Genomic DNA, 23,252 nt, shown 5'->3' with positions numbered 1-23,252 from the left:
CGGTTATACACGGACTCCAGCGGACAAGAAAAACATATAATCAATTGATTTTATGCATTTTAATGGACTTTTCAGGAACTACCCGGACAAGCTTTGGCGGAAGATCACAGGAGTCGAACCTGCCCAGGACCGCTGGCGGCCCCAACCGGATTTGAAGTCCGGCCGCCCCACCGGGGACGAGGATCTTCCTTGGAGAAGAGAGGAAGCAAGGCGCTGATTATAGCGCAGTTTGTTCGCTGCGCTAAGCGGGAAATCGTGCGGCCGCCGGCGATTCGGCGGCCAAGGAGAACTACTTCAGGAAATCCTTCACGTCCAGCAGGATGAACTCGTTGTCATCCGCCATATTGGGTTGGCGGCTGGAGGAGAACGGGAAGTTGTTGTCGTTACCGACGATGATGTGGTTGGCGTCCACCACGTCCACGTTCTCAATGGTGAAGAACGGGAAGGTCAGCACGCCGTCGTTCAGCGGCTTGCGCGCCAGCTTGTTCGGATCCTGGATGTTCATCAGGTCGATATAGGCCAGTTTGTCGACCGGTTTGCCGACGTTGGCGTCCGAGAAGGCGATTTTATACACCCGCTTGAACTTGGCCACCTGGCTGAAGCAGTTGTCGGTCGGCGCGCCTGCGGCGCAGGCTTTATCCGGCGTGCCTTCGCCGTTGTCGCGCTCGATCACCAGCCCGTGGGTGGCGTCGATCATATTGAAGTCGCCGATGGCATTCTGGTTGTCTTCCAGCACGTACTGCCAGCTGCGGCCGGTCCAGGCCTGCTGTTTCACGTCGAACTCCAGCACCCGCAGATAGCGTTTGCCGCCGACGTTCTCGAACTGCTCGCCGTCCCACAGCGCCCCTTCCAGCAGCGGGTACAGCTTGCTGCCGTCCGGCGAGGCGGCCATGCCTTCAAAGCCTTTGGAGCGCGCCACCTGGAAGTTCTGCTTGCCGTCCGGCGCGCCCGGCAGGGTTAGCGTCGGGTTGTCCGGCGATTTCACCACCTTGCCGTCCACCTGGGTGTCGAACACCGCCAGCACTTTGCCGTTCAGGTCGGCCTTGATCAGGTAAGGCCCGAATTCTTCACCGATCCACAAGGCATCGTCGGCAAACTGGAAGCTTTCCGGATCGAAATCGCTGCCGGTCAGATAACGCTGCTCGGTGCTCTCGTTGATGATGTGGAACGGCACCTTTTTATCCGGATCGTGCAGGAAAACCGTCTTCAGCGGCGCGACCGTGCCGTCTTTGAAATCGATCTTGTAGTGGTTGAGATACAGCATGGCGTCCGGCGAGTTGGCCTTGCTGCCGAAGCCGTTGTCGGTCAGCACCCAGTAGGTGCCGTCGGGCATGTGTTTGATGCCTGAGTGGCCCTGCAGCGGCTGGCCTTCGATCGGCAGGCCGAGGCCGGTCAGGCGATCGGCGGATTTGCCCGCCACGCTGCCCAGCTCGGTGACGCGTTTGCCACTGGTGTACTTACCGCTCAGCTGCAGATCGCTCGGCGCGTCCTTCGGCGTGGAAACGGTGGATTTCACCGGCAGCAGCGCATGCCCCGCCAGCGTCGCCGGTACCGGCTGCGCCTCGGCCCACAGGTTGGCGCTCAGCGCCATGCAGCCGACCAGCAGCGCCAGCCGGGTTTTGGTGTTGTGCATGTCATTGTCCCTTTTCGTTGTTATCGCCCAGAAGTAAAAGCAACGTCACTATAGGGAGCGGCAATGACAGAAATATTATTCGGCGAACGCCCGCCGGTAGCTGTGCGGGTGGAAGCGCCAGGTGATGGCGATCAGCACCACCACCAGCAGCGCGTGGATCTGCCAGTCCAGCACGAAGCCACCGCTGTAGTCGCGCAGCAGGCCGGAGAGGTAGGGTGTCACGCCCGCCAGCAGGAAGCCGACGCCCTGCATAAAGGCCACCAGCCGCCCGGCCGCCGCCGCCGGCTGGTGCAGGTGATCGAGCGCCAGCACCAGGCACAGCGGGAACGCGCCGCCCAGCCCCAGCCCAGAAACCAACACCCACAGCCACGGCAGCGTCTGCGGCAGGTAAATCAGGCCGATAAAGCCGATCAGTTGCATCATCAGCGCCAGCAGCAGCAGCGGCCTCCGGTCATGATTGCGCGCCAGCGCCGGCAACAGCAGCGCGCCCACCACCTGGCCGAAGGTCATCAGCGCCAGCAGCGAACCGCTGGCCTGCGGCTGCCAACCGAGCTGCATGTAATACGGTGGCAGCCAGGCGATCAGGCTGGTATAGCCGCCGTTGATCAGGCCGAAATAGGCGCCGAGCAGCCAGGCGCGCCGGTTGCGCAGCAGGCTTGGCCCACGGTTTTCTCCCGCCGCGCCCAGGCGCGACAGCCCGCGACTGACCGGCCACCAGGCCAGCAGCGCCACCAGCGCCGGTAACGCCCACCAGGCCAGCGCGCTGTGCCAGTCGTGCCCCGCACTCATCAGCCACGGAGTGATCGCCGCGCCCAGCCCGCCGCCGCCCATCAGCGCCGCCGACCACAGCCCGGCCACCAGCGCCATGCTGTTGAGGAAATGATGCTTGATGATACCGGGCATCACCGCCTGGATTACCCCGATGCCGAGCCCGCCCAGCACCGCGCTCATCAGCAGCTGCACGCTGCCGGGGGCCAGCTCGCGCCAAAGTGCGCCCGACCCAATCGCCAACAGGCTCAACGCCACGGCGCTACGTTCGCTGAACAGCCGGTTGATGGCGCCACCCGCCAACGCCATCAGGCCCATCATCAGCACCGGCAGCGTGGTCAGCAGCGCCGCGCCGCCAAAGCTCAGCCCGGTAGCCTGGCGCAGCGTCGGCAGCAACGGGCCAATCGAGGTCAACAGCGGCCGCATGTTCAAGCCGATCAACACCAGCGCCAGCAACAGGGGATTGAACCAGCGGCGCGAAGAAGGTGAATTAACAGAATGATTTAACACGGTATATTCCTGGTATTGCAAAATGAAGAGTGCGGCGTCACAGCGCGATCGCCGCAGCGTTGCGTTACTGTAGGCAACGCCGCTAGTATTGGGAAATTAAATAATAAAATAGCCAACAGTGGGAAAATGAATCGCTACCCGATGTTCAATCCGCAGCTGCTGCTCAGCTTCGTCGCCGTATGCGACAGCAACAGCTTCACCCGCGCCGCAGAGCGGGTGTTTTTATCGCAGTCCACCGTTAGCCAGCAGGTGCGCCGGCTGGAAGAGATGCTGGGCAAGCCGCTGTTTGAGCGCTCCTCGCATCAGGTGCTGCTGACCGAAGAAGGCGTCAAGCTGTTGAGCTACGCGCGCCGCATCATCGCGCTGAATGAAGAGGCCCACGACGCGCTGACCGGCATCTGGCGCGACGGCGTGCTGCGGATCGGCATGCCGGAGGATTTCGCCGTGCCCACCACCGAGCTGCTGGCCGACTTCAGCCGCGAGCACCCGCACCTGCGGCTGGACGTCGCCAGCGGCCTGAGCGCCGATCTGCACAGCGCCTACGCGCGTGAAGAGCTGGATCTGATCCTGGTGAAGCAGCGCCGCCGGCAACCGCCGCGCGCCGCGCGGCCGGAACCGCTGCTGTGGTTGGACAGCCTGGCCTTCCCGGCCATAGAGCAATCGCCGGTGCCGCTGGCGGTATTTCCGCTCAGCGGCCTGTACCGCGACGAGCTGTGCCAGGCGCTGGACAACCTCGGCAAACGCTGGCGCATCGGCTACAGCAGCGCCAGCCTGGCGGCGCTGACCGCCGCTTCCGCCGCCGGGCTGGGCGTCACCCTGTTGCCGGCCGGCTGCCGTCTGCCGACGCATCGGGTGCTGGGCGAAGCCGAAGGATTGCCGCCGATAGACAACTTCGAACTGGCGCTCTACTACCGCGACGGCGCCCCCGCCGCCACGCTGTCGCTGGCCCAGCGGCTGGCGGTGTTTTGCGGGTTGAAGTGAGGCCGCTTACGCCACTATCTGCGGATATTCACGTTGCAGCCAGTCGATAAGCCGCCCCCACAGCGCCTCTGTCTGCTCAAGGCAAGCCTGTACCGCCGCGTCCGTCACCAAGTCGCCGGAGTAATCCGCCACGTTGCGCTGCTTTCGCAATGCGTCCAGGCAGATCATTGCCTCGCGCGGCAGCCCTACGGTGAGCGGCAACGATTGGATCATGATCTGGTGATGGCCGGGCTTGCTGGTCAGCGTGCGGTATCCTTTGGCTTGTAAAGCGGCATTAGCCATTTGCATGACCGCCTTATATGCCGTGTCGAAACGGCTCTCATTGCTGAGCTGAGTGATACCCGCATCGCGTCGGTTGCGCGCGGCGGCGGCCAGCAATTTTTTGATCGCCCCCGCGTCAGGCGTTATCACCTCCAGTCCCAGCCCGACCAGATTGTCCAGCGTCATCCTTGTCTCCCACAATCCAAAGTTGGGGTTTATCCATAATGTCCTGAATAAACGCGGAGTTCTCGGCCAAAGCCGCTCGCCACTCTTCCGGCGAGTAAAGTTTGGGGTTAATTTCCCGACCCAGCGTCTCCTGCAGCGGATAAACCGCCTGAATCACCTCCGCAAAAGACAGTTTACCGACGATCAGAACATCAATATCACTGGCCGCCGTCGCTTTGCCACTGGCGACGGAACCAAAGATGAAAGCCCGTTCGATGTCTTCCCCAAATCCAGTCAGTACCTGCCGTAAGCGCGCAGCCGGCCCGCAAGCCTTGCGGAAAATCGCCGCCAACTCGGGAAAAATCAGGCAATCGGCGTTAGCCTGATAGCAAATTTGGTTGCCCTGCCGCTGCCTGAGCAAGATGCCGCCTTCAGCCAGCCTGCTCAACTCTTTATGTAAAGTCCCGGCCTGAGTTGCGGTGCGCCGCGCAATTTCTCGCACATGAAACGCCTGCCCGACTTCAATAAACAGCAGGCTTAGCACTTTTCTACGGTATTCGCTGAACAGTAATTCGAGCATCGGATCGTGCATCACGCTGGCCTCAATGTAGCTTTAATGACTACAAATGTAGCCATTAAAGCTGCGAAAGAGCAAGCCAGGAGAACCAACCCACCAGCAGACGCCGATCATTACCAAATCGAATAGTCACCAGTGGCAAATGTCGCTGCCAACCGGCCGGTTCCTCTCCTAAATTGGGGGATGTTTTCACCCCTCACCTCTGGATTAAGGAACCGAACGTGGAAAACCCTCAACAACCGGGCCGCAGAGCCTTCCTCAGCCAAACCGGCAAACTCACCACCGCCTGCGCGGTGATCGGCCTGACCGGCGGCATGGCGCAGGCCGCGTCACCGGGCGACGGGCAGTGCGCACCGGCACCGATGACCCTGACCGATCGCCACTACTGCCTGAGCGAGGTGCGGCTGGAAGACGGCTTTGAATACGACGGCGAGACGGTGATCGGCACCCGCACCGCGCTGTACACGCTGGAGATCAAAGACGGCAAGATCGCCGCCATTCACGCCGCCAACGCCGCGTTGCCCGCCGGCGTGCCCCGCTATAAGGCGCAGGGCCAGCTGCTGCTGCCGGCGTTTCGCGACATGCACATCCACCTGGACAAAACCTTCTACAGCGGCCCGTGGCAGGCGCCGCGCCCGCGCCAGGGCAAGACCATCATGGACATGATCGCACTGGAGCAGACGCTGATCCCGAAACTGCTGCCCACCTCGCAGCAGCGGGCGGAAAATCTGATCGCCCTGCTGCAGTCCAAGGGCAGCACCGTGGCGCGCAGCCACTGCAATATCGATCCGGTCAGCGGCCTGAAAAGCCTGGAGCACCTGCAGCGCGCGCTGGAAAAACACCAGGCGGACTTCAGCTGTGAAATCGTCGCCTTCCCGCAGCACGGGCTGTTGCACTCCAAAGTCGATGCGCTGATGCGCGAAGCGATGCAGATGGGCGTGCAGTACGTCGGCGGGCTGGATCCGACCAACGTCGACGGCGCGATGGAGCAATCGCTGGACGCCATGTTCCAGATCGCCCTCGATACCGGCAAAGGCGTGGATATCCACCTGCATGAGACCAGCCCGGCCGGGGTCGCCGCCATCAACTATATGATCGCCACCGTGGAGCAAAACCCGGCGCTGCGCGGCAAGGTCACCATCAGCCACGCTTTCGCCCTGACCACGCTGACGCCGGGCGAACTGGCGGAAACCGCCACCCGGCTGGCGGCGCAGCAGATCACCATCGCCTCCACGGTGCCGATCGGCGGCCTGATGATGCCGCTGCCGCAGCTCAGCGAGAAAGGGGTGTTCGTGATGACCGGCACCGACAGCGTGATCGACCACTGGTCGCCGTTCGGCACCGGCGACATCCTGGAGAAGGCCAACCTGTACGCCCAGCTGTACCGTGGCTCCGACGAGTATCACCTGTCGCGCGCCATGGCCATCTCCACCGGCGGCGTGTTGCCGCTGGACGATAAGGGCCAGCGCGCCTGGCCAAAAGCCGGCGACGCCGCCGAGTTCGTGCTGGTCAACGCCAGCTGTTCCGCCGAGGCGGTCGCCCGCCTGCCGGCGCGCAGCGCCACCTTCCATCAGGGGCGTCTGGTGGCCGGCCAGGTGAGCAAAGCCTAAGGTCGGTCCGCTGTTGTCATCATGATGGCCGTTTTTGGCCTTCTGCCAGAGTAAGGAGCGGCGCAAGATGGTCGCCACACACACAGGCGGAGGGCCGAAAATGTCACAGAGTGCGTTATTGATCATCGATGTCCAGCAATCATTCCAGCACCGTCCATTCTGGCAGGAGGACGATCTGCCGGCGTTTCAGCAGGCGCTGACGCGCCTGATCGCGGGTTGCCAACAACGCGGCGCAGCGCTGGTCGATGTGCTGCACGTTTCGCCGCAGGGGCCGTTCTCGCTGGCTTCAGGCCATGTGCAGCGCCTGCCGTTCCTCACCCACCAGGCGGATATCACCGTGCATAAGCACGTACACAATGCGCTGACCGAATCCGGCCTCGACGCCTGGCTGCGCGAGCGGGATATCAACCACCTGATCGTCTCCGGCATCCGCACCGAGCAGTGCTGCGAAACCACCACCCGGGTAGCGTCAGATCTCGGTTATCGGGTGACCTTCGTCACCGAGGCGACGCTGACCTTCCCGATGCGTCATCCCGACGGTGAAACCTTTACCCCCGCGCAGCTGAAGCGGCATACTGAAACCGTACTGGTCGATCGTTTCGCCCGCATCGCCAGCGTGGATGAGGCGCTGGCGCAACTCGCACAGGAGTAACCATGTCGCAGGCCGTCTATTTTCTGCTGTTGCCCAACGTGCTGTCGCTGGACGTCAGCGGCCCGGCGGAAACCCTGCGCCTCGCCGGGCAGTTCAGCCTGCGTTATCTCAGCCCGGCGCCGCAGATCGTCTGCTCCATCGGCATGACGCTGAGCGGCCTGCAGCCGTTGCCCGAACGCTTGGAAGACGGCGCCATTCTGGTGCTGCCGGGCGTCGGCGATTCGCAGCGCTATTTCGCCGGGGAAGAGGCCGAGCAGGCGCGCCGCTGGCTGGCGACGCTGCGGCCCGATCTGCAGCGGCAGCGCATCACCCTGGTGTGTATCTGTTCCGGCGCGCTGCTGGCGGCGCAGGCCGGGCTGCTCGACGGCTATCAGTGCACCACCCACCACGACGTCATCGAACGTATCCGCCGGCAGGCGCCGGCGGCGCAGGTGAAAGAGAACCGTATCTTCGTCGAAGATCGCGGCGTCTACACCAGCGCGGGCATCACCACCGGCATCGATTTGGCGCTGCACCTGGTCCACCGCCACTGCGGCTCCGGCCGGGCGCGCGACGTCGCCCGCGATATGGTGGTCTATTTCCGCCGTGCCGGGGACGATCCGCAGCTGTCGCCCTGGCTGCGCTATCGCAACCACCTGCACCCGGCGGTACACCGCGCGCAGGACGTGATGGCCGCCGAGCCGGAGGCCGACTGGTCGGTGCCGCAGGTGGCGGAGAAGGCGCACGTCAGCAGCCGCCACCTGGCGCGGCTGTTTCGCAACCACGTCGGCATCAGCGTGCGGGAGTATCATGAGCAGCTGCGGTTGGCGGTGGCGCAACAGCGCCTGCAGCAAGGATATGGGTTGGAGAAGGCCGCGCTGGCGGCCGGCTTTTCTTCCGGGCGGCAGCTGCGCCGCGCCCAGCAGCGCCAGCGCTCGCCGCTATGACACCAGCCGGCGGGTATCCAGCCGCTGCAGGCCGACAGACAGCAGCAGGCTGAGCCCCAGCGCCACGCCGAACACCCAGAAGATATCCAGCAGCGGGTGGCCGGTGAAATCCAGGTGCCGGCTACGCATCACGTTGACGATAAGGGCGTGAAAACCGTAGATCGCCAGCGAATGGCGGGAGAACGTGCTCAGCCAGCCGATCGGCTGCGGCAAACAGTGTTTCACCCACACCAGCAGCGCCACCGCCGCCATAAACACCAGCGGGCCGCTGTAGATGTAGTAGGTATCGGCGAAGTTGCCGTTGATGAACAGCTGGTGCTTGGTGCCGCGCGCGATCAGCGCCACGCACAGCGCAAATCCCAGCGCCGCCAGCCAGCCCACGGCGCGCCCGCGCGCCTCCATCATGCCAATCGCCCGCCCTGCCAGCGCATACAGCAGGTAGTAGAAGGTATCGCCGTAGATATACAGGTTAACCGGCAGCAGGTGCGCATTGCCGAAGGTCAGCTTGTCGGTATTCGGGTTGGCGATCGCCGCCAACACCACCAGCGCGGCGGCCAGGTAACGGCGCGACACCGGTTTGACGCTGATCAGCGGCGACAACAGGTAAATCACCGTAATGGCGTAGAAAAACCACAGGTGGTAGAACACCGGCTTTTGCAGGATGGCGCGCAGCGACGGCCAGAAGCCGATCTTGGTGAAGGCCGCGATATAGATCAGCGCGATGGCGCTGTAGAACAGAATGCAGCAGGCGATACGGGTGAAATGCCGCCGGCCGGCGCTCTTTTCACCGAAGAACAGGTAGCCGGAAATCATGAAGAACAGCGGCACCGACACGCGCGACAGCGAGTTCAGCGCGTTGGCGATATCCCAGTTGTGCAGCCCTATCGCCGCGCCGTTGGTGACGTAATAGGTGGTGGCGTGGATCATCACCACCATCATGCACGCTATCGCCCGCAAATTGTCTATCCAGCCGATTTTCTCGCTCAAACGCTCGCCCGATCTTGTGTCATATTGATATGTTAAGAAGAGGTTATCGGGCACGGCGTTCGGCGACAACCCAAAAGCGAAATATCAGAATGCACTTAAACCACACCTTATGATTGCGAAGGTGAACAATTGGCGGCAAAATAGCCGCCACAACTCGCTCAGTTTGCGCTTCCCGCCCTGGCAGTTCCTTTTTCTCTTTTACTATCAGTACAATAATATGAAAACGACATTACCACCTGCGGCACGTTTGGGCCGACAGGCGCTTTTATTCCCTCTTTGTCTGGTGCTGTTCGAGTTCGCCACTTATATCGGCAACGATATGATTCAGCCGGGCATGCTGGCCGTCGTGGCGGATTTCAACGCCGGCGAAGAGTGGGTGCCCACCTCGATGACCGCCTATCTGGCCGGCGGCATCTTCCTGCAGTGGCTGCTCGGGCCGCTGTCGGATCGCCGCGGCCGCCGCCCGGTGATGCTGGCCGGAGTGGCGTTCTTTATCGTCTCCTGCCTGGCGATCCTGTTGGTCACCACCATCGCGCAGTTCATCGCCATGCGTTTCCTGCAGGGCATCGGCCTGTGCTTTATCGGCGCGGTCGGCTACGCCACCATCCAGGAGTCGTTTGAAGAATCGGTGTGCATCAAGATCACCGCGCTGATGGCCAACGTGGCGCTGATCGCCCCGCTGCTCGGGCCGCTGGCCGGCGCGGCGCTGATCCACGTCGCGCCGTGGCAGAGCATGTTCGTGCTGTTCGCCGCGCTGGCGGCCATCGCCTTCTACGGCCTGTGGAAAGCGATGCCGGAAACCGCCACGCTGCAGGGCGAGGCGTTTTCCGCCGCCAACCTGTGGCGCGACTACCGTCAGGTGCTGGGCAACCGCCGCTTCCTGTGCGGCGCTTTGGCGATCGGTTTCGCCAGCCTGCCGCTGCTGGCCTGGATCGCCCAGTCACCGGTGATCCTGATCAGCGGTGAGTCGCTGTCGACGCTGGATTACGGCCTGCTGCAAATCCCGGTGTTCGGCGCGCTGATCCTCGGCAACCTGACGCTGGCGCGCCTGACCGGCAAAAACAGCGTGGAGCGCCTGATCAAGCTGGGCGCGGGCCCGATGCTGCTGGGGCTACTGATCGCCGCGCTGGCGACCCAGTTCTCCAGCCATGCCTACCTGTGGATGACCGCCGGCCTGAGCCTGTACGCCTTCGGCATTGGCCTGGCCAACGCCGGGCTGTACCGCCTGACGCTGTTCTCCAGCAACGTCAGCAAGGGCACGGTGTCGGCCACTATGGGCATGCTGAGCATGATGGTGTTCACCATCGGCATCGAACTGGCCAAGGTCGCCTACGTCTGGGGCGGCAGCGGGCTGTTCAACCTGTTCAACCTCATCAGCGGCCTGTGCTGGCTGACGCTGGTGGCGCTGTTTATCGGCAAACGCCGCAACGGTGACCCCACGCCGCAGCCGACCGGCGCGGCTTAAACGCCACGATAAACGCCGGTCCGGTTTCCCGACCGGCGTTTTTTTATGCGGCTTCAGCCGAGCAGCCCCCACAGCGCATACCCCGCTCCCACCACCGCCACCCCCAACAGCAGCAACGCCGACAGGACAGAGATCGCCCGCCGCGCGCGCTGCAGCGCCGTTCCCGACAGCAGGGTGATATAGGCCAGCAAGATGGCGAAGTCCGCCAGCACCCACAGCGCGGTCAACAGCGTCAGGCTGGCGCCGATCGAGGGGGTGACGGCGATAAACTGCGGGAAAAAAGCGACGAAGAAGATAATGTCTTTGGGGTTGGCGATGCCCACCAGAAAACCGGTCAGGATCGCCGAGCGTTTTTGCGGCGGCGCAACGGGCTGCGCATCCGGGGTTCGCGCGGATAAATCCTCATACAGCGAGGCGATCGCCATGCGGCCGATCAACAGGCACCCCAGCAGGCCTATCCACTGCAGCAAGCGCATATCCACCGCGAACAGCCCGGTGATAATCAGCGCGGCGATGCCGATCAGCAACAAAGAGGCCCCATTGCTGCCCAGCGCGGTCAACAGCGCGCGCCGGGCGCCAAAGCGCGCCGCGGTGTTGGCCACCATCGCCACCACCGGCCCCGGCGTGGCGATCAGCAAGAAAATGGCGGCGAAATACGCCGCCAGCAACGACAGGTTCATCTTTATTTCACTCACATTCAGTCAGTTGGCGTCGCGCCATTATCCTGCCGCCGCCCCCGCCTTGAAAAAGGAGTAATCCTGTCGTTTACTGTGAATCAGACTCATTATTAGAGACGCCGCGATGGCCAGTTCCCTTCCGCCGCTTTACGCCCTGCGCGCCTTCGAAAGCGCCGCCCGCACCGGCTCGTTCACGCTGGCCGCCGAGGAGCTGCATCTCACCCCGAGCGCCGTCAGCAAGCACATCAAAACGCTGGAGCAGCACTTCGGCTGTCGACTGTTCCAGCGCAACGGCCCGCGCATCGAGGTCACGCCGCAGGGGAAAATCTTCGCCGCCGAGCTGCAGCAAGGGTTTGGCCGCATCGAGCAAGCGTGCGAGTTGTTCAGAAGCCACCGCGATCTGCTGCGGCTGAAGGCGCCCTCCACGCTGACCCTGCGCTGGCTGCTGGACTGCCTGAGCCGGTTCCGGCAAACGGCGCAGGCGTTCGAGGTGCAGGCAGCCAGCGTCTGGATGGACATCGACAGCGTGGATTTTTTCAGCGAACCCTACGACTGCGCCATCCTGCTCGGCAACGGCCACTTCGGCGCCAACACCGCCGCCGCCAAGCTGTTCGACGAATGGCTGATCCCGATTTGCGCCCCCGCGCTGCTCGCCGACGGGCAGCGCGACCTCGCCGCCTGCCCGCTGATCCACCCTTCGCCCGATCGGCGCGACTGGCGGCGCTGGCTGCAAAAAAGCGGCATCGCGGCCCCGATCGATCTCACGCGCGGCCAGGTATTTGATTCGCTGGAACAGGGCAACACGGCGGCCATCGCCGGGCACGGCGTCTCGATCGGCGATCTGGCGCTGAGCCTGCGGACGATTGAGGAGGGGTTATTGGCGCTGCCCTGTGACGCCGCCGTGCGTACCGGCGACGGTTACTATCTGGTTTGGCCGGAAGAATCGGCGAAGCGGCCGCTGATCGAACGCTTACAGGCGTTTCTGACCGCCCAGACGCCAGACGTCAGCCGGGCCGCCGTCAGATTTATCGGGTAGGGGAATTCGGCCTATCGCTCTTCGCGGGTATGCCAAATACGCAGAACATAAATCGTTGCCGGCTGCACCTGGTAACGTATCTCATAACGGCCGACCAGAATACGCCTCACTTCCTGCGGTAAAAACTCGTCCAGTCTTTCACCCAGGCGAGAATTATCAAGCAACGCTTTAGGCGCGGCGACCAAGGCCTTCACCGAATTCGCTGCCGCAGTACGGTTAACCAAGGCAAGAAACTCAAACAAACGCGCCAAATCCGATAGCGCCTTACTCGTCCATTTTAACTCCATCAGCGCGGTACCGGCAGCGGATCGTCACTGTCCAGGCTGGCAGCCCAGGCTTCTACCGATTCATGATCGATAACGTTTTGCTGTTCGACATCGGCCAGCGCCGCCAGCGTTAACCGACGACGCTCTTCCTCTTGCTCGAGCCAGGCGGTGAGGGCTTGCTTCACTATCCATCCCCGTGAGCGTTCAAGTTTGGCGGCCATTTCATCCACCTTTTCAGCCAAAGGCAGCGGGACATGAGCGGTGATGACTTTCGTATTCATCGTCTTGCTCCTCAGTACAATCAATATCAATCAAAGTGATTAAAGCTGATTATACCGCCATCAGAGAACAAAAAACACGCAATCAGTTGCCGAACAACCCGCCGTCGCGCAGCAGATGCTCGTTACCCTTGCGGCGGGTAAAGCCGCTGCGATCGAAGAACTCCAGCACCTGGATCGCCAGCTTGCGCCCGACGCCGAGCCGATCGCGGAAGTCGGCGGCGTTGGCGCCGCCCCGCTCCGCATCCAGCTCGCGGATCAGCGCCGCGAACTGTTCGATACGTCGGCTGAGGTAATAGCGATCCACCACCACCGCCGTCACATGGCCCAGCTGGGCCGCCTTGCGCAGCAGCGCCCGCACCCGGCTCTCCTCCTCGCCCAGTTCGCTCGCCAGATCGCGCACCCACCACGGCTCGTCGCCGAACAGCGGTTCGATGCGCGCCCAGAGCGGCGCCTCTTCGGCGCTGAACGCCAGACCGTGTTCCGGCAGGTGCAGCCAGCCGCGCGTATTGCGCAGTGCGCCGGCCTTCAGCAGCCGATCGATCATCATAAACACCAGCGTTTCCGGCTGCTGGGGCAGGGCCATGCGCCGCAGACGGGCGCGCCCTAAGCCCAGTTGATCGGCGTGCTGTTGGTGGTACTCCGCCAGCACCTGCAACAGCCGGCTCTCCGCCTGTTGCACCTGATCCTGCGCCAGCGCCCGATCACCGACGATCAGCAGATCGCGGTTCGCCAGCAGTGCCGCCAGGCCGTCGTCGGTCAACTGACGCGCCCAGGCGAACGCCGTCAGAGACAGCGCGCCGTGCGGCAGCTCAAGCGTCAGCACCTGCGCATCGTCCTGCGCGTTCGCCAGGGCCTGCAGCCATGCCAGGTAGTCCGGCTGGCGCTTGCCGCGCTTGGGCGCGCTCAGCCTGAGCACCCGGGCCGCGCCCAGCGTTTGCCGTGCGCCGATATCGCGCAGCACCAGCCGATCGTTCTCCGCCAGCCACAGCGGGCGATCGAGGACCAGTTCCGCCAGCCCGTCGTTCAGCAGCGAAATGCGCCCGGTGATGTGGCTGGCGGCATGGTGCAGATGCAGCGGCTGCCAATGGCGGATCGGCCGATCCGCTTCCAGCGCCACCAGAATGCGTTCCGCCGCCTCAGGCGGACGCTGCGCCAGCAGCCAGTCGCCGCGCGCGACACGGTCTTTATCGACATCGCCGCTGATGTTCAACGCGATGCGTTGCCCGGCCTGGGCCTGTTCCACGACCTGATTTTGGGCGTGCAGGCCGCGCACCCGCACCGGCGCGTCGGCGCCGGTCAGCCACAGCGTATCTCCCACCTGCACCCGGCCGCCGAGCGCGGTGCCGGTCACCACCAGCCCCGCCCCTTTGACGCTGAACGCACGGTCAACCGCCAGGCGAAAACGGCGCGTCAGCGCGTGCTCGCCGGAGGGCAGCGCCAGCAAATGCGCGCGCAGCGCCTCGATACCCTCTCCCGCCGCCGCCGCGGTAACAAACAGCGGTGCATCGGGCCAGCCCTGGCGCGCCAGTTCGTCGCGCACCTGGCGGCGTACCTCGCCGACACGCGCCGCGTCCACCCGGTCGGCCTTGGTCAGCGCCACCGTCAGCGCCGGGCGCCCGCTCAGGCGCAGGATCGCCAGATGTTCGCGGGTTTGCGCCATCACGCCGTCGTCGCAGGCCACCACCAGCAACGCATGGTCGATGCCGCCGACGCCCGCCAGCATGTTGGCGAGGAATTTCTCGTGGCCGGGCACGTCGATAAAGCCCAGCACCCGGCCGTCCGGCTGCGGCCAGTAGGCGTAACCCAGATCGATGGTCATGCCGCGGCGCTTCTCTTCCGGCAGGCGATCCGCGTTGATCCCGGAGATCGCCTGCAGCAGGGTGGTTTTGCCATGATCGACATGGCCGGCGGTGGCGATGATCATGAGGCGCTCAGCGCGTCGATCAGCGCCCCTTCCTGTTCCAGACAGCGCAGATCCAGCCACAGCCGGCCGTCACCGAGGCGGCCGATCACCGGCTGCGGCAGGCGGCGCCAGCGTTCGGCCAACGCTTCCAGCGTGGCGCCGCGGCCGTCGCGCGGCGTGAAGGTCAGCGCATAGCTGGGCAGGCGATCCACCGGCAGCGAACCGCTGCCAATTTGCGACCAGCACGGTTCGGCGCGCAGCTCGAAATCGGCGGTGAACCGCGGTGCCAGCGCCGCCAGCAGCCGTTCGGCCGCCTGTTGCATCTCCTGCTGCGGGCGGGTCAGCAGCCGCAGCGTCGGCAGCTGCTCAGCCAGTTTTTCCGGCTGCAGATAGAGCCGCAGCGTGGCCTCCAGGGCCGCCAGCGTCAGCTTGCCGACGCGCAGCGCGCGCTTGAGCGGATGCTGCTGCAGGCGGGCGATCAACGCCTTTTTGCCGACGATGATCCCGGCCTGCGGGCCGCCCAGCAGCTTATCGCCGGAGAACGTCACCAAGTCGACGCCGGCGGCCAGCAGCCGCTGCGGCATCGGTTCGGCGGGCAGGCCGTACTGCGCCATGTCGATCAACGAGCCGCTGCCCAGATCGGTGGCGGTCGGCACGCCCTGTTCGGCTCCGAGCTGCGCCAATTCGGCCTCGTCGACCGCCGCGGTAAAGCCCTGAATGCTGTAGTTGCTGGTGTGCACTTTCATCAACAGGCCGGTCTGCTCGTTGATGGCCTGGCGGTAATCTTTCAGATGGGTGCGGTTGGTGGTGCCGACCTCCACCAGTTGGCAGCCGGCCTGGCGCATCACGTCGGGTATGCGGAATGCGCCGCCGATCTCCACCAGCTCGCCGCGCGACACCACCACCTCTTTGCCGGGGGCGATCGCCGCCAGCATCAGCAGCACCGCCGCCGCGTTGTTATTGACGATGCAGGCGTCCTCCGCGCCGGTCAGCCGGCACAGCAGATCCGCCACCGCCCGATCGCGATGGCCGCGCCCGGCGCCGTCCAGATCGTACTCCAGCGTCACCGCCTCCCCCATCACCGCGCTCACCGCCTCCTTCACCGGCTGCGCCAGCAGGGCGCGCCCGAGGTTGGTGTGCAGCACGGTGCCGCTGAGGTTGAACACCGGCAGCAAAGCCGGGCGTTGCTGCCGGGCCAGCTCGGCCCGCAGCGCCTGCGGCCAGTCGCCGCACCAGGCGGGTAAACGTTGCTGTTGCCCGATCGCGTCGCGCGCCTGGGCCTGCAGCCGGCGCAGCAGTTCGCCGATCAGTGTCTGGCCATGCTGCGCCACCAGCGGTTCAATCGCGGGTTCTCGCAGCAGGCGGTCGATGGCGGGCAGTTGGCTGTAAAGAAGGTGGGATTCAGTGCTCATGGTCGCTCGGTTTTCAATTTAGACGTATCGGCATAGCAAAACCCCGCCGCGGCGGGGAGAAAAGAACGCTCAGGGCGGCGCGGTGCGGGCGAAGCTTTCACGGGCGAACAGGCGTTCGGCCAGCTTGACCAGCGCCGGGCGCCCGACGCACCAGTTGGGCAGAATGCGGCGGAAATTGAGGTAGCCCAGCGCGCAGCCGGTGGCGATATCCGCCAGCGTCAGCCGCTCGGCATTGAGCCACGTTTTGTCCCGCGCCAGCGCCTCCAGCGCATCCAACCCGTGCGTCAGTTTGTCACGCTGGCGCAGCATCCAGTTTTCGTCCTGTTTTTCCGGCGCGCGCCGGCTTTCGCGAAACAGGGTCGCCGCCGCTTCGGTCACGCCGTCCGCCAGCGCCGCCACCTGGCGGACGCGCAGTGCGGCGGCGCGATCGGCCGGCAAAAACGCCGGCTCCACCGTCAGCAGTTCGAGGTATTCGGCCACCACCGGCGAATCGTAAAACACCTCGCCGTCATCGGCGATCAGCACCGGCACCTTGCCGAGCGGGTTAAGCTCCTTCACCCGGCTGCCGGGCTCATACGGCGGATCGTTGACGAATTCGAACGCGATCCCTTTTTCCAGCAGCATTACGGAAATCTTGCGCACAAAGGGGCTGGTGTAACTGCCGATAAGCTTCATCCGGTCTCCTCCGCTTCGTCCTGGCCGCGGCGCGGCGCCCTTACTTCACCGCCAGGGTATCGATAATCTGCTGCACCAGCGCCTGATGCACTTCCGGCGTTTTGGCCGGCGACAGCATTTGCAGCGTCACCACCCGCTTGTTGAACACCGTCAACACCAGCGTGGAGACCACCTTTTGCCCGTTGACGGTCTGCTCGGTATCCACCCGGCGAAACTTCTGTTTGCCGACGCTGAAGTTCTCTTCTTTGGTGGTCTGGATATTCTGATAGCGCTCGGCCAGCACCGTGATGGCGCTCTGCGCCAGCTCTTTCAGCATTTTGTCGCTGGTGTTGAGCTTCATGCCGTCCGGCGGGATCACTTCGGAAGAGACCGCGCTCTGGCGCGACTTGCCGTCGAGAAAGCGCTGAATGGTGGAGGTGCTGTCGTTGATGATGCCGCTGTTCAGCGTTTGATCGCTAAAGCCCGGCGGCAGCTCGAAGGTGATTTTGCCCTTCTGCAGCGACACGTTCAGCCCCGGCGGCGCGGGCGGGGTTTCTACCGGCGCAGGCGGCGGCGGTGGCGCGGGCTGCGTCACGGTCGGCTTGGTGTCCGGTGGCGGCACCGCCGGTTTGGTGTCGTCTTTGTTGTCGCAGGCCGCCAGTCCGACCGCCAGCACGGCGACCGCGGTCAGTTTTGCCAGGGTGTTTAACATCGTGGTTCCTTTCGCTTGGCGCGTTATGGCCTAAACGTAGCAACTCGTCCGGGCGAATGCCAGAAGCCCGTGCTGAAATTGCTGGTCCGGCCCCGCGCGAACGGGGCCGGGCGGTTACTCCGCCGGGAACAGGAACGGATTGATGCTGCTGCGGCCAAAGCCTTCTTCTTCCATGCGGGCGTCCAGCACCAGCGAAGCCAGATCGTCGGCCACCGCTTCGACCTGCGGGTCTTTTTCCTGATACAGGATCTTCAGGTAAGTGCCGCAGTCGCCGCAGCTTTCCGCCTTCACCGCCGCCTGCTCGCTGTCCAGCGACCAGTAGTTGAGATCGCGGGTCTGCTCGCAGTTGCTGCACTTCACCCGCACCACGTGCCATTCGCTTTCGCACAGGTTGCAGTGCAGGTAGCGCAGGCCGTTGACGGTGCCGATGTGCACCATGCTGGAGACCGGGATGCTGCCGCACACCGGGCAGAACTGGCGCTGCTCGCCGTATTCGGCGCGCGCCTTGCCGGGGATCAGGCTGGCCATCTGCGCCCAATAGAGCGACAGCGCGGCCCAGAGGAACGGCGCCTTCTCGCTGCCCACCTTGCCGAACTCGCGGTTGAGCAAGGCGTCGGCCATCAGCTCCAGCTCGTGCGCCGAGGCTTTCTCCAAGTTGTCCAGCACCGCCAGGATATGCTCCGGCGCCTGCGGGCGCAGCTCGGCGATCAGCGACGCCAGCAGCTTGCGCCAATGCTCGCTACGCGGGAACACGCTCAGATCGAGCGGCGGTTTGCCGCTGGCGGCGCCCTGCGCCAGCGCTTCGCTAAGATCGAGCTGCAGCGGATTATCGTGCAGCGCATGCTGCTGCGCCTGCGCCAGCTCGGCGGCGAAGTTCAGATAGTCGCCCAGCGGATTGTCGACCGCCAGCTGACGCAGGCGATCAGCGCGGCGGCTGTACAGGCTTTTCAGGTTGGCGAAAAGTAACGGCGGGATGTTCTCCGCCGTTGAGGACTTCTCACGCTGTGCCCCTAACTGCTCTTTAGGAACGATGCGGATACTCATCAGGGTTTATCTTCCTGTCGTTTCTCGCGGACCTCACGGTACCAGCGCGGATGATGTTTCTTGGCCCAGGCCGCCGGCACCCAGCCTTCCACCATCGCGGTAATGGTGCCTTTTACCCACAATGCGGCGTAAATGTGCACCATAATCACGATAATCAGGCCGACCGCGGCCAGCGAATGCACCAGCAGCGCGATGCGGATCAGCGGGATGGAGAACGACGGCGCAAAATACGGCCGCCAGATCACCACGCCGCTGGCCAGCAGCAGCACCAGGCTGATAATCGCCGCCCAGAACACGCACTTCTGGCCGAAATTATAGCGCCCGGTGTCACCCACTTCCTCGTTCATGGCGATTTTGTGGATGTTCTTGGCCCAGACGATATCTTCCCGGTTGATCAGGTTATGCTTCCAGTAGCGCAGGAACATCAGCAGGAACGCGGCAAACATGATCACCCCGACAAACGGGTGCAGAATGCGCGCCAGCTGCGGCGTCCCGAAGATGTTCATCAGCCAGTTGAAGGAGGGGAAGAAAAACCCCAGCCCGCTGATGGCGGCGAACACAAAGCAGAACGCCACGATCCAGTGGTTGATGCGCTCCGGTGCGCTGTAACGCTGAATGGGCTTTTCCTTTCTCATTTGCGCGTCTCCTCGTCGTGCGACTCGTCGTGCTCGTCCTCATCTTCGACGCGGTTAGGCCCGACGCCGACATAGTGGAACACGCTGGCCGCGAAGGTGGCGGCAAAGCCGATGGCCGCCAGGGGTTTCCACACGCCCTTCCAGAAGGTCACCGCCGGGCTGATGCTCGGGTTGTCCGGCAAACCGTGGTACAGCTGCGGTTTGTCGGCGTGGTGCAGCACGTACATCACGTGCGTGCCGCCCACCCCCGCCGGATCGTACAGACCGGCGTTCTGGTAGCCGCGGGTGTTCAGCTCGCTGACGCGATCCGCCGCCACCTGCTTCATCGCTTCCTTGGTGCCGAAGTGAATGGCGCCGGTCGGGCAGGTTTTCACGCAGGCCGGTTCCTGGCCGACGTCCACGCGGTCGACGCACAGGGTGCACTTGTACACCCGGTTGTCGTCCTTGTTCATGCGCGGCACGTCGAACGGGCAGCCGGCGATGCAGTAGCCGCAGCCGATGCAGTGCTCGGACTGGAAGTCGACGATGCCGTTGGCGTACTGAATGATCGCGCCTTCCGACGGGCAGGCCTTCAGGCAGCCCGGATCGGCGCAGTGCATGCAGCCATCCTTGCGGATCAGCCATTCCAGCTTGCCGTTTTCCTCCACCTCGGAGAAGCGCATCACCGTCCACGACTTGGCGGTCAGATCGGCGGGATTATCGTACACCCCGACGTTGTGCCCCACTTCGTCGCGGATGTCGTTCCATTCGGAACAGGCCACCTGACAGGCCTTGCAGCCGATACAGGTGGTGACATCGATCAGTTTGGCCACTTCTTCCTGGTGGTCACGGGCGCGCGGCGCCGGCGTGAAACCATTGGTGGCGGATTTACGAATGATGTCTTGAGATTGCATGGCCATAATTCGTCTCCGTTACACCTTTTCCACGTTGACCAGGAACGCCTTGAACTCCGGCGTTTGCGTATTGGCGTCGCCGACGAACGGCGTCAGCGTGTTGGCGATAAAGCCTTTCTTCGCCACCCCTTCGTAACCCCAGTGGATCGGGATGCCGATGGTGTCGACTTCCTGGCCGTGCACCTGCAGCGTGCGAATACGCTTGGTCACCACCGCCTTGGCCTTGATGTAGCCGCGGTTGGAGCTGACCTTCACGGTATCGCCGTGCTTGATGCCTTTTTTCTCCGCCAGCTTCTCGCCGATCTCCACAAACTGCTCAGGCTGCGCGATGGCGTTCAGCAACGCGTGCTTGGTCCAGTAGTGGAAGTGCTCGGTCAGACGATAGGTGGTGCCGACGTACGGGAACTTGTCGGATTTGCCCATCGCCGCCAGATCGTCCTTGAACACGCGCGCCGCCGGGTTGGACACCACGTTCGGGTGCAGCGGGTTGGTGCCGAGCGGCGTTTCGAACGGCTCGTAGTGTTCAGGGAACGGCCCTTCCGCCATCTTGTCGGTGGCGAACAGGCGGCCCATGCCTTCCGGCTGCATGATGAACGGCCCGACGTCGCTGCCCGGCGCGGCGGTGCTGTAGTCCGGGATATCGGCCCCGACCCACTTGGCGCCGTCCCACTCCAGCAGCTGGCGTTTCGGATCCCACGGTTTACCCTGCGGATCCGCCGAGGCGCGGTTATACAGGATGCGGCGGTTGAGCGGCCATGCCCAGGCCCAGCCCAGCGTATTGCCGAGGCCGGACGGATCGGCGTTGTCGCGCCGCGCCATCTGGTTGCCGGCCGGCGTCCAGCTGCCGGCGAAGATCCAGCAGCCGCTGGCGGTGGTGCCGTCGTCGCGCAGCTGCGCGAACGAGCTGAGCAGCTCGCCTTTTTTCACCAGCACCTTGCCGTCGGCATCCAGCAGATCCGCCAGCGCCTTGCCGTTGTTTTCCTGCGCCACCTCTTCCGGCGCCGGGTTGTCCGGCGTCAGGTAGTCCCAGGTCATGTTCAGCACCTGTTCCGGCACCGCACCGCCGTCGCGCGCATACATCTCGCGCAGGCGGCTGAAAATGCCCGCCAGGATCTCGCCGTCGTTCAGCGCTTCGCCCGGGGCGTCCGCGCCTTTCCAGTGCCACTGCAGCCAGCGGCCGGAGTTGACGATCGAGCCGTTCTCTTCGGCGAAGCAGGTGGACGGCAGGCGGAACACTTCGGTCTGGATCTGCGCAGGATCCACCTCGTTGAACTCGCCGTGGTTCTGCCAGAAGTTGGAGGTCTCGGTGTTCAACGGATCGATGGTCACCAGGAACTTCAGCTTGGACAGCGAAGCCACCACCTTGTTTTTGTTCGGGAACGACGCCACCGGGTTAAAGCCCTGGCAGAAGTAGCCGTTGACCTTGCCCTGCGCCATCATCTCGAAGTACTGCAGCACGTCGTAGCCTTTGTCCCACTTCGGCAACCAGTCAAAGCCCCAGCTGTTGTCCTTCTGCGCCTTGTCGCCGTAGAAGGTCTTCATCATGCTGACGAAGAATTTCGGGTAGTTACCCCAGTAGTTAACCTGGCCCGGCAGCAGCGCCTTCGGCGTGTTGGCCTTCAGGTAGGTCTCGAGATCGGTCTGTTTCTCCGACGGCAGCGTCAGGTAGCCCGGCAGGCTCTGCGACAGCAGGCCGAGATCGGTCAGACCCTGAATGTTGGAGTGGCCGCGCAGCGCGTTGACGCCGCCGCCCGCCATGCCCATATTGCCGAGCAGCAGTTGGATCATCGCCATGGTGCGGATGTTCTGCGCGCCGACCGAGTGCTGAGTCCAGCCCAGGGCGTACAGGAACGAAGCGGTTTTATCCGCGACGCAGGTTTCGGCGATGTATTCGCACACCTTGAGGAAATCGTCCTTCGGCGTGCCGCAGATGTTGGTCACCACGTCAGGCGTGTAGCGGCTCACGTGCTGTTTCAGCATGTTCCACACGCAGCGCGGATCCTGCAGCGTGACGTCGCGCTTGGCGAAGCCGTTCTCGTCGAACTGGTAGTTCCAGGTGGTTTTGTCGTACTTGCGGTTTTCCGCGTCGTAGCCGCTGAACAAGCCGTCTTCGAAGGCAAAATCTTCCCGCACCAGCAGGCTGGCGTTGGTGTAGGCCTCGACGTACTCGCGGTTGAACTTGTTGTTGGTCATCAGATACAGCAACACGCCCGACAGGAAAGCGATGTCGGTCCCGGAGCGGATCGGCGTGTAGAAGTCCGCCACCGATGCGGTTCGGGTAAAGCGCGGATCGATCACGATCAGCTTGGCATTGTTGTGTATTTTGGCTTCCATCGCCCAGCGGAACCCCACCGGATGCGCTTCCGCCGCATTACCGCCCATGACGATAATCAAATTCGCGTTCTTGATATCAACCCAGTGGTTGGTCATCGCACCGCGACCAAATGTTGGAGCAAGACTTGCTACCGTTGGTCCGTGTCAGACACGCGCCTGGTTGTCTACGGCAAGCATGCCGAGAGCGCGACTAAATTTTTGCGACAGAAAACCGGTTTCGTTGCTGGCGGCCGAGGCGCACAGCATGCCGGTGGTCAGCCAACGGTTGACGGTAACGCCCTGATCGTTGGTTTTGATGAAGTTGGCGTCGCGGTCTTCTTTCACCAGCTTGGCGATGCGGGTAAAGGCGTCGTCCCAGCTGATGCGTTGCCATTTGTCCGATCCTGGCGCCCGGTATTCCGGGTACTTGAGGCGGCTTTCGCTGTGGATGAAGTCAACCAGGCCGGCGCCTTTCGGGCAAAGCGCGCCGCGGTTTACCGGATGATCCGGATCCCCTTCGATATGGAAAATGCTTTCTTTGGCGTTTTTGGCGCCATCACCAAGGCTGTACATCAACAGCCCACAGCCGACGGAACAATACGTACAGGTATTACGGGTCTCGCGGGCGCGCAGCAGTTTGTACTGCCGGGTTTCCGCCAACGCCACTTCGGGGGCAAAGCCCAGCGCGGCCACCGTCGTTCCTGCCATACCGCCAGCGCAGATCTTAAAGAACTGCCTTCTGCTGACCTGCATGGGGGTCTCCTTTACTCTCGATTGTCACATTGTTCAAAGGCGCCTGCCCGCTAGCGCGGCAAACGCGAATGTCACTGTTGTTATGCTTGCTACGAACGCCGGCCATATTACCACAGCGTGCTTGTGGTTGTTACACAC

22 protein-coding genes and 1 tRNA gene are annotated in these 23,252 nt (G+C 63.5%); 6 read left to right on the top strand and 17 right to left on the bottom strand.

The genetic code is table 11. The annotated features are described in order from the left end of the window. Positions 1-94: 94 nt before the first annotated feature. The 3 genes from SSARUM_RS00315 to SSARUM_RS00305 all read right to left on the bottom strand — a co-directional run bounded on the left by SSARUM_RS00315 (position 95) and on the right by SSARUM_RS00305 (position 2,827). Positions 95-189 (bottom strand) — tRNA-Sec (locus SSARUM_RS00315). Between the two features lie 100 nt (positions 190-289). Continuing rightward, positions 290-1,633 (bottom strand): esterase-like activity of phytase family protein, encoded by a 1,344-nt coding sequence (locus SSARUM_RS00310; RefSeq protein ID WP_039568210.1) that lies wholly within the window; start codon positions 1,631-1,633, stop codon positions 290-292. Positions 1,634-1,708: 75 nt separating this feature from the next. Continuing rightward, positions 1,709-2,827 (bottom strand): cyanate transporter, encoded by a 1,119-nt coding sequence (locus SSARUM_RS00305; RefSeq protein ID WP_282494951.1) that lies wholly within the window; start codon positions 2,825-2,827, stop codon positions 1,709-1,711. A gap of 210 nt (positions 2,828-3,037) precedes the next feature. Between SSARUM_RS00305 and SSARUM_RS00300 the strand changes: the two genes are divergently transcribed. Further along, positions 3,038-3,892: a LysR family transcriptional regulator gene (locus SSARUM_RS00300; protein WP_033649519.1), complete on the top strand. Its 855-nt coding sequence runs from the start codon at positions 3,038-3,040 to the stop codon at positions 3,890-3,892. Positions 3,893-3,898: 6 nt separating this feature from the next. Here the strand turns inward: SSARUM_RS00300 and SSARUM_RS00295 are convergent, their stop codons facing one another. Next, on the bottom strand, positions 3,899-4,339 hold the full coding sequence (locus SSARUM_RS00295; RefSeq protein WP_039568213.1) for a hypothetical protein: 441 nt from the start codon (positions 4,337-4,339) through the stop codon (positions 3,899-3,901). Continuing rightward, positions 4,290-4,910 (bottom strand): nucleotidyltransferase domain-containing protein, encoded by a 621-nt coding sequence (locus tag SSARUM_RS00290; protein ID WP_049213614.1) that lies wholly within the window; start codon positions 4,908-4,910, stop codon positions 4,290-4,292. The genes SSARUM_RS00295 and SSARUM_RS00290 overlap by 50 nt, the downstream gene beginning before the upstream one ends. Before the next feature lie 206 nt (positions 4,911-5,116). On the opposite strand from SSARUM_RS00290, the gene SSARUM_RS00285 reads away from it, so the two are divergent. From SSARUM_RS00285 to SSARUM_RS00275, 3 genes are all read left to right on the top strand, one after another. Then, positions 5,117-6,505 carry an amidohydrolase family protein gene (locus tag SSARUM_RS00285; protein WP_060431262.1) on the top strand — a complete coding sequence of 463 codons (1,389 nt, stop codon included), beginning with the start codon at positions 5,117-5,119 and terminating at the stop codon, positions 6,503-6,505. Between the two features lie 100 nt (positions 6,506-6,605). Further along, positions 6,606-7,157, top strand: a complete 552-nt coding sequence (locus tag SSARUM_RS00280) for an isochorismatase family protein (protein ID WP_033636578.1) — start codon at positions 6,606-6,608, stop codon at positions 7,155-7,157. A 2-nt stretch (positions 7,158-7,159) separates the two neighbouring features. Beyond that, entirely contained in the window at positions 7,160-8,083 is a 924-nt protein-coding gene (locus SSARUM_RS00275; RefSeq protein ID WP_033636576.1) for a GlxA family transcriptional regulator, read from the top strand. On the opposite strand, the gene SSARUM_RS00270 is transcribed toward SSARUM_RS00275, so the two are convergent. Continuing rightward, positions 8,078-9,070: an acyltransferase gene (locus tag SSARUM_RS00270; RefSeq protein ID WP_033649523.1), complete on the bottom strand. Its 993-nt coding sequence runs from the start codon at positions 9,068-9,070 to the stop codon at positions 8,078-8,080. The two genes, SSARUM_RS00275 and SSARUM_RS00270, sit on opposite strands and share 6 nt — an antisense overlap. A gap of 217 nt (positions 9,071-9,287) precedes the next feature. On the opposite strand from SSARUM_RS00270, the gene SSARUM_RS00265 reads away from it, so the two are divergent. Then, positions 9,288-10,535 (top strand): MFS transporter, encoded by a 1,248-nt coding sequence (locus tag SSARUM_RS00265; protein ID WP_033649577.1) that lies wholly within the window; start codon positions 9,288-9,290, stop codon positions 10,533-10,535. 53 nt (positions 10,536-10,588) lie between these two features. Here the strand turns inward: SSARUM_RS00265 and SSARUM_RS00260 are convergent, their stop codons facing one another. Continuing rightward, positions 10,589-11,215: a LysE family translocator gene (locus tag SSARUM_RS00260; RefSeq protein ID WP_033649524.1), complete on the bottom strand. Its 627-nt coding sequence runs from the start codon at positions 11,213-11,215 to the stop codon at positions 10,589-10,591. 121 nt (positions 11,216-11,336) lie between these two features. Between SSARUM_RS00260 and SSARUM_RS00255 the strand changes: the two genes are divergently transcribed. Continuing rightward, entirely contained in the window at positions 11,337-12,248 is a 912-nt protein-coding gene (locus tag SSARUM_RS00255; protein ID WP_033636572.1) for a LysR family transcriptional regulator, read from the top strand. A gap of 11 nt (positions 12,249-12,259) precedes the next feature. Here the strand turns inward: SSARUM_RS00255 and SSARUM_RS00250 are convergent, their stop codons facing one another. The 10 genes from SSARUM_RS00250 to fdnG form a co-directional block, all read right to left on the bottom strand. Further along, positions 12,260-12,535 carry a type II toxin-antitoxin system RelE/ParE family toxin gene (locus SSARUM_RS00250; protein WP_033649525.1) on the bottom strand — a complete coding sequence of 92 codons (276 nt, stop codon included), beginning with the start codon at positions 12,533-12,535 and terminating at the stop codon, positions 12,260-12,262. Beyond that, complete coding sequence (locus tag SSARUM_RS00245) at positions 12,535-12,795, bottom strand: CopG family ribbon-helix-helix protein (RefSeq protein WP_033649526.1); 261 nt, start codon at positions 12,793-12,795, stop codon at positions 12,535-12,537. The genes SSARUM_RS00250 and SSARUM_RS00245 overlap by 1 nt, the downstream gene beginning before the upstream one ends. Before the next feature lie 82 nt (positions 12,796-12,877). Continuing rightward, positions 12,878-14,719: a selenocysteine-specific translation elongation factor gene (selB, locus tag SSARUM_RS00240; protein WP_033649527.1), complete on the bottom strand. Its 1,842-nt coding sequence runs from the start codon at positions 14,717-14,719 to the stop codon at positions 12,878-12,880. Then, positions 14,716-16,110, bottom strand: a complete 1,395-nt coding sequence (gene selA, locus SSARUM_RS00235; RefSeq protein WP_033649528.1) for an L-seryl-tRNA(Sec) selenium transferase — start codon at positions 16,108-16,110, stop codon at positions 14,716-14,718. Before selA ends, selB begins: the two co-directional genes overlap by 4 nt. Positions 16,111-16,179: 69 nt before the next feature. After that, complete coding sequence (locus SSARUM_RS00230; RefSeq protein WP_033649529.1) at positions 16,180-16,785, bottom strand: glutathione S-transferase; 606 nt, start codon at positions 16,783-16,785, stop codon at positions 16,180-16,182. Positions 16,786-16,825: 40 nt separating this feature from the next. Next, the gene (locus SSARUM_RS00225; protein WP_033649530.1) at positions 16,826-17,476 is read right to left on the bottom strand and encodes a DcrB-related protein; all 651 of its coding nucleotides are present in this window, start codon (positions 17,474-17,476) and stop codon (positions 16,826-16,828) included. Positions 17,477-17,590: 114 nt separating this feature from the next. Continuing rightward, positions 17,591-18,520 carry a formate dehydrogenase accessory protein FdhE gene (gene fdhE, locus SSARUM_RS00220; protein WP_033649531.1) on the bottom strand — a complete coding sequence of 310 codons (930 nt, stop codon included), beginning with the start codon at positions 18,518-18,520 and terminating at the stop codon, positions 17,591-17,593. Then, the gene (fdoI, locus tag SSARUM_RS00215) at positions 18,520-19,155 is read right to left on the bottom strand and encodes a formate dehydrogenase cytochrome b556 subunit (protein ID WP_004934017.1); all 636 of its coding nucleotides are present in this window, start codon (positions 19,153-19,155) and stop codon (positions 18,520-18,522) included. Before fdoI ends, fdhE begins: the two co-directional genes overlap by 1 nt. Beyond that, a complete protein-coding gene (gene fdxH, locus SSARUM_RS00210) occupies positions 19,152-20,054 on the bottom strand; it encodes a formate dehydrogenase subunit beta (protein ID WP_004934014.1) in 903 nt (300 codons plus the stop codon). The genes fdoI and fdxH overlap by 4 nt, the downstream gene beginning before the upstream one ends. 12 nt (positions 20,055-20,066) lie before the next feature. Continuing rightward, positions 20,067-23,114: a formate dehydrogenase-N subunit alpha gene (fdnG, locus tag SSARUM_RS00205; RefSeq protein WP_103774334.1), complete on the bottom strand. Its 3,048-nt coding sequence runs from the start codon at positions 23,112-23,114 to the stop codon at positions 20,067-20,069. Between the last annotated feature and the right edge of the window lie 138 nt (positions 23,115-23,252).

Source organism: Serratia sarumanii, from assembly GCF_029962605.1.
Classification (GTDB): domain Bacteria; phylum Pseudomonadota; class Gammaproteobacteria; order Enterobacterales; family Enterobacteriaceae; genus Serratia; species Serratia sarumanii.
Note: the sequence above shows the minus strand (reverse complement) of the source record. Positions and strands in the feature narration are given on the sequence as shown.

What these genes read in the sequence shown, in the direction of transcription:
- SSARUM_RS00275 (WP_033636576.1), top strand. Translation starts at nt 7,160, where the DNA reads ATGTCGCAGGCCGTCTATTTTCTGCTGTTGCCCAACGTGCTGTCGCTG.
- SSARUM_RS00230 (WP_033649529.1), bottom strand. Translation starts at nt 16,785, where the DNA reads ATGAAGCTTATCGGCAGTTACACCAGCCCCTTTGTGCGCAAGATTTCC.
- SSARUM_RS00295 (WP_039568213.1), bottom strand. Translation starts at nt 4,339, where the DNA reads ATGACGCTGGACAATCTGGTCGGGCTGGGACTGGAGGTGATAACGCCT.
- SSARUM_RS00225 (WP_033649530.1), bottom strand. Translation starts at nt 17,476, where the DNA reads ATGTTAAACACCCTGGCAAAACTGACCGCGGTCGCCGTGCTGGCGGTC.
- SSARUM_RS00245 (WP_033649526.1), bottom strand. Translation starts at nt 12,795, where the DNA reads ATGAATACGAAAGTCATCACCGCTCATGTCCCGCTGCCTTTGGCTGAA.
- SSARUM_RS00305 (WP_282494951.1), bottom strand. Translation starts at nt 2,827, where the DNA reads ATGCGGCCGCTGTTGACCTCGATTGGCCCGTTGCTGCCGACGCTGCGC.
- SSARUM_RS00250 (WP_033649525.1), bottom strand. Translation starts at nt 12,535, where the DNA reads ATGGAGTTAAAATGGACGAGTAAGGCGCTATCGGATTTGGCGCGTTTG.
- SSARUM_RS00265 (WP_033649577.1), top strand. Translation starts at nt 9,288, where the DNA reads ATGAAAACGACATTACCACCTGCGGCACGTTTGGGCCGACAGGCGCTT.
- SSARUM_RS00310 (WP_039568210.1), bottom strand. Translation starts at nt 1,633, where the DNA reads ATGCACAACACCAAAACCCGGCTGGCGCTGCTGGTCGGCTGCATGGCG.
- fdhE (WP_033649531.1), bottom strand. Translation starts at nt 18,520, where the DNA reads ATGAGTATCCGCATCGTTCCTAAAGAGCAGTTAGGGGCACAGCGTGAG.
- fdoI (WP_004934017.1), bottom strand. Translation starts at nt 19,155, where the DNA reads ATGAGAAAGGAAAAGCCCATTCAGCGTTACAGCGCACCGGAGCGCATC.
- selB (WP_033649527.1), bottom strand. Translation starts at nt 14,719, where the DNA reads ATGATCATCGCCACCGCCGGCCATGTCGATCATGGCAAAACCACCCTG.
- SSARUM_RS00255 (WP_033636572.1), top strand. Translation starts at nt 11,337, where the DNA reads ATGGCCAGTTCCCTTCCGCCGCTTTACGCCCTGCGCGCCTTCGAAAGC.
- SSARUM_RS00290 (WP_049213614.1), bottom strand. Translation starts at nt 4,910, where the DNA reads ATGCACGATCCGATGCTCGAATTACTGTTCAGCGAATACCGTAGAAAA.
- SSARUM_RS00280 (WP_033636578.1), top strand. Translation starts at nt 6,606, where the DNA reads ATGTCACAGAGTGCGTTATTGATCATCGATGTCCAGCAATCATTCCAG.
- selA (WP_033649528.1), bottom strand. Translation starts at nt 16,110, where the DNA reads ATGAGCACTGAATCCCACCTTCTTTACAGCCAACTGCCCGCCATCGAC.
- SSARUM_RS00300 (WP_033649519.1), top strand. Translation starts at nt 3,038, where the DNA reads ATGAATCGCTACCCGATGTTCAATCCGCAGCTGCTGCTCAGCTTCGTC.
- fdxH (WP_004934014.1), bottom strand. Translation starts at nt 20,054, where the DNA reads ATGGCCATGCAATCTCAAGACATCATTCGTAAATCCGCCACCAATGGT.
- SSARUM_RS00260 (WP_033649524.1), bottom strand. Translation starts at nt 11,215, where the DNA reads ATGAACCTGTCGTTGCTGGCGGCGTATTTCGCCGCCATTTTCTTGCTG.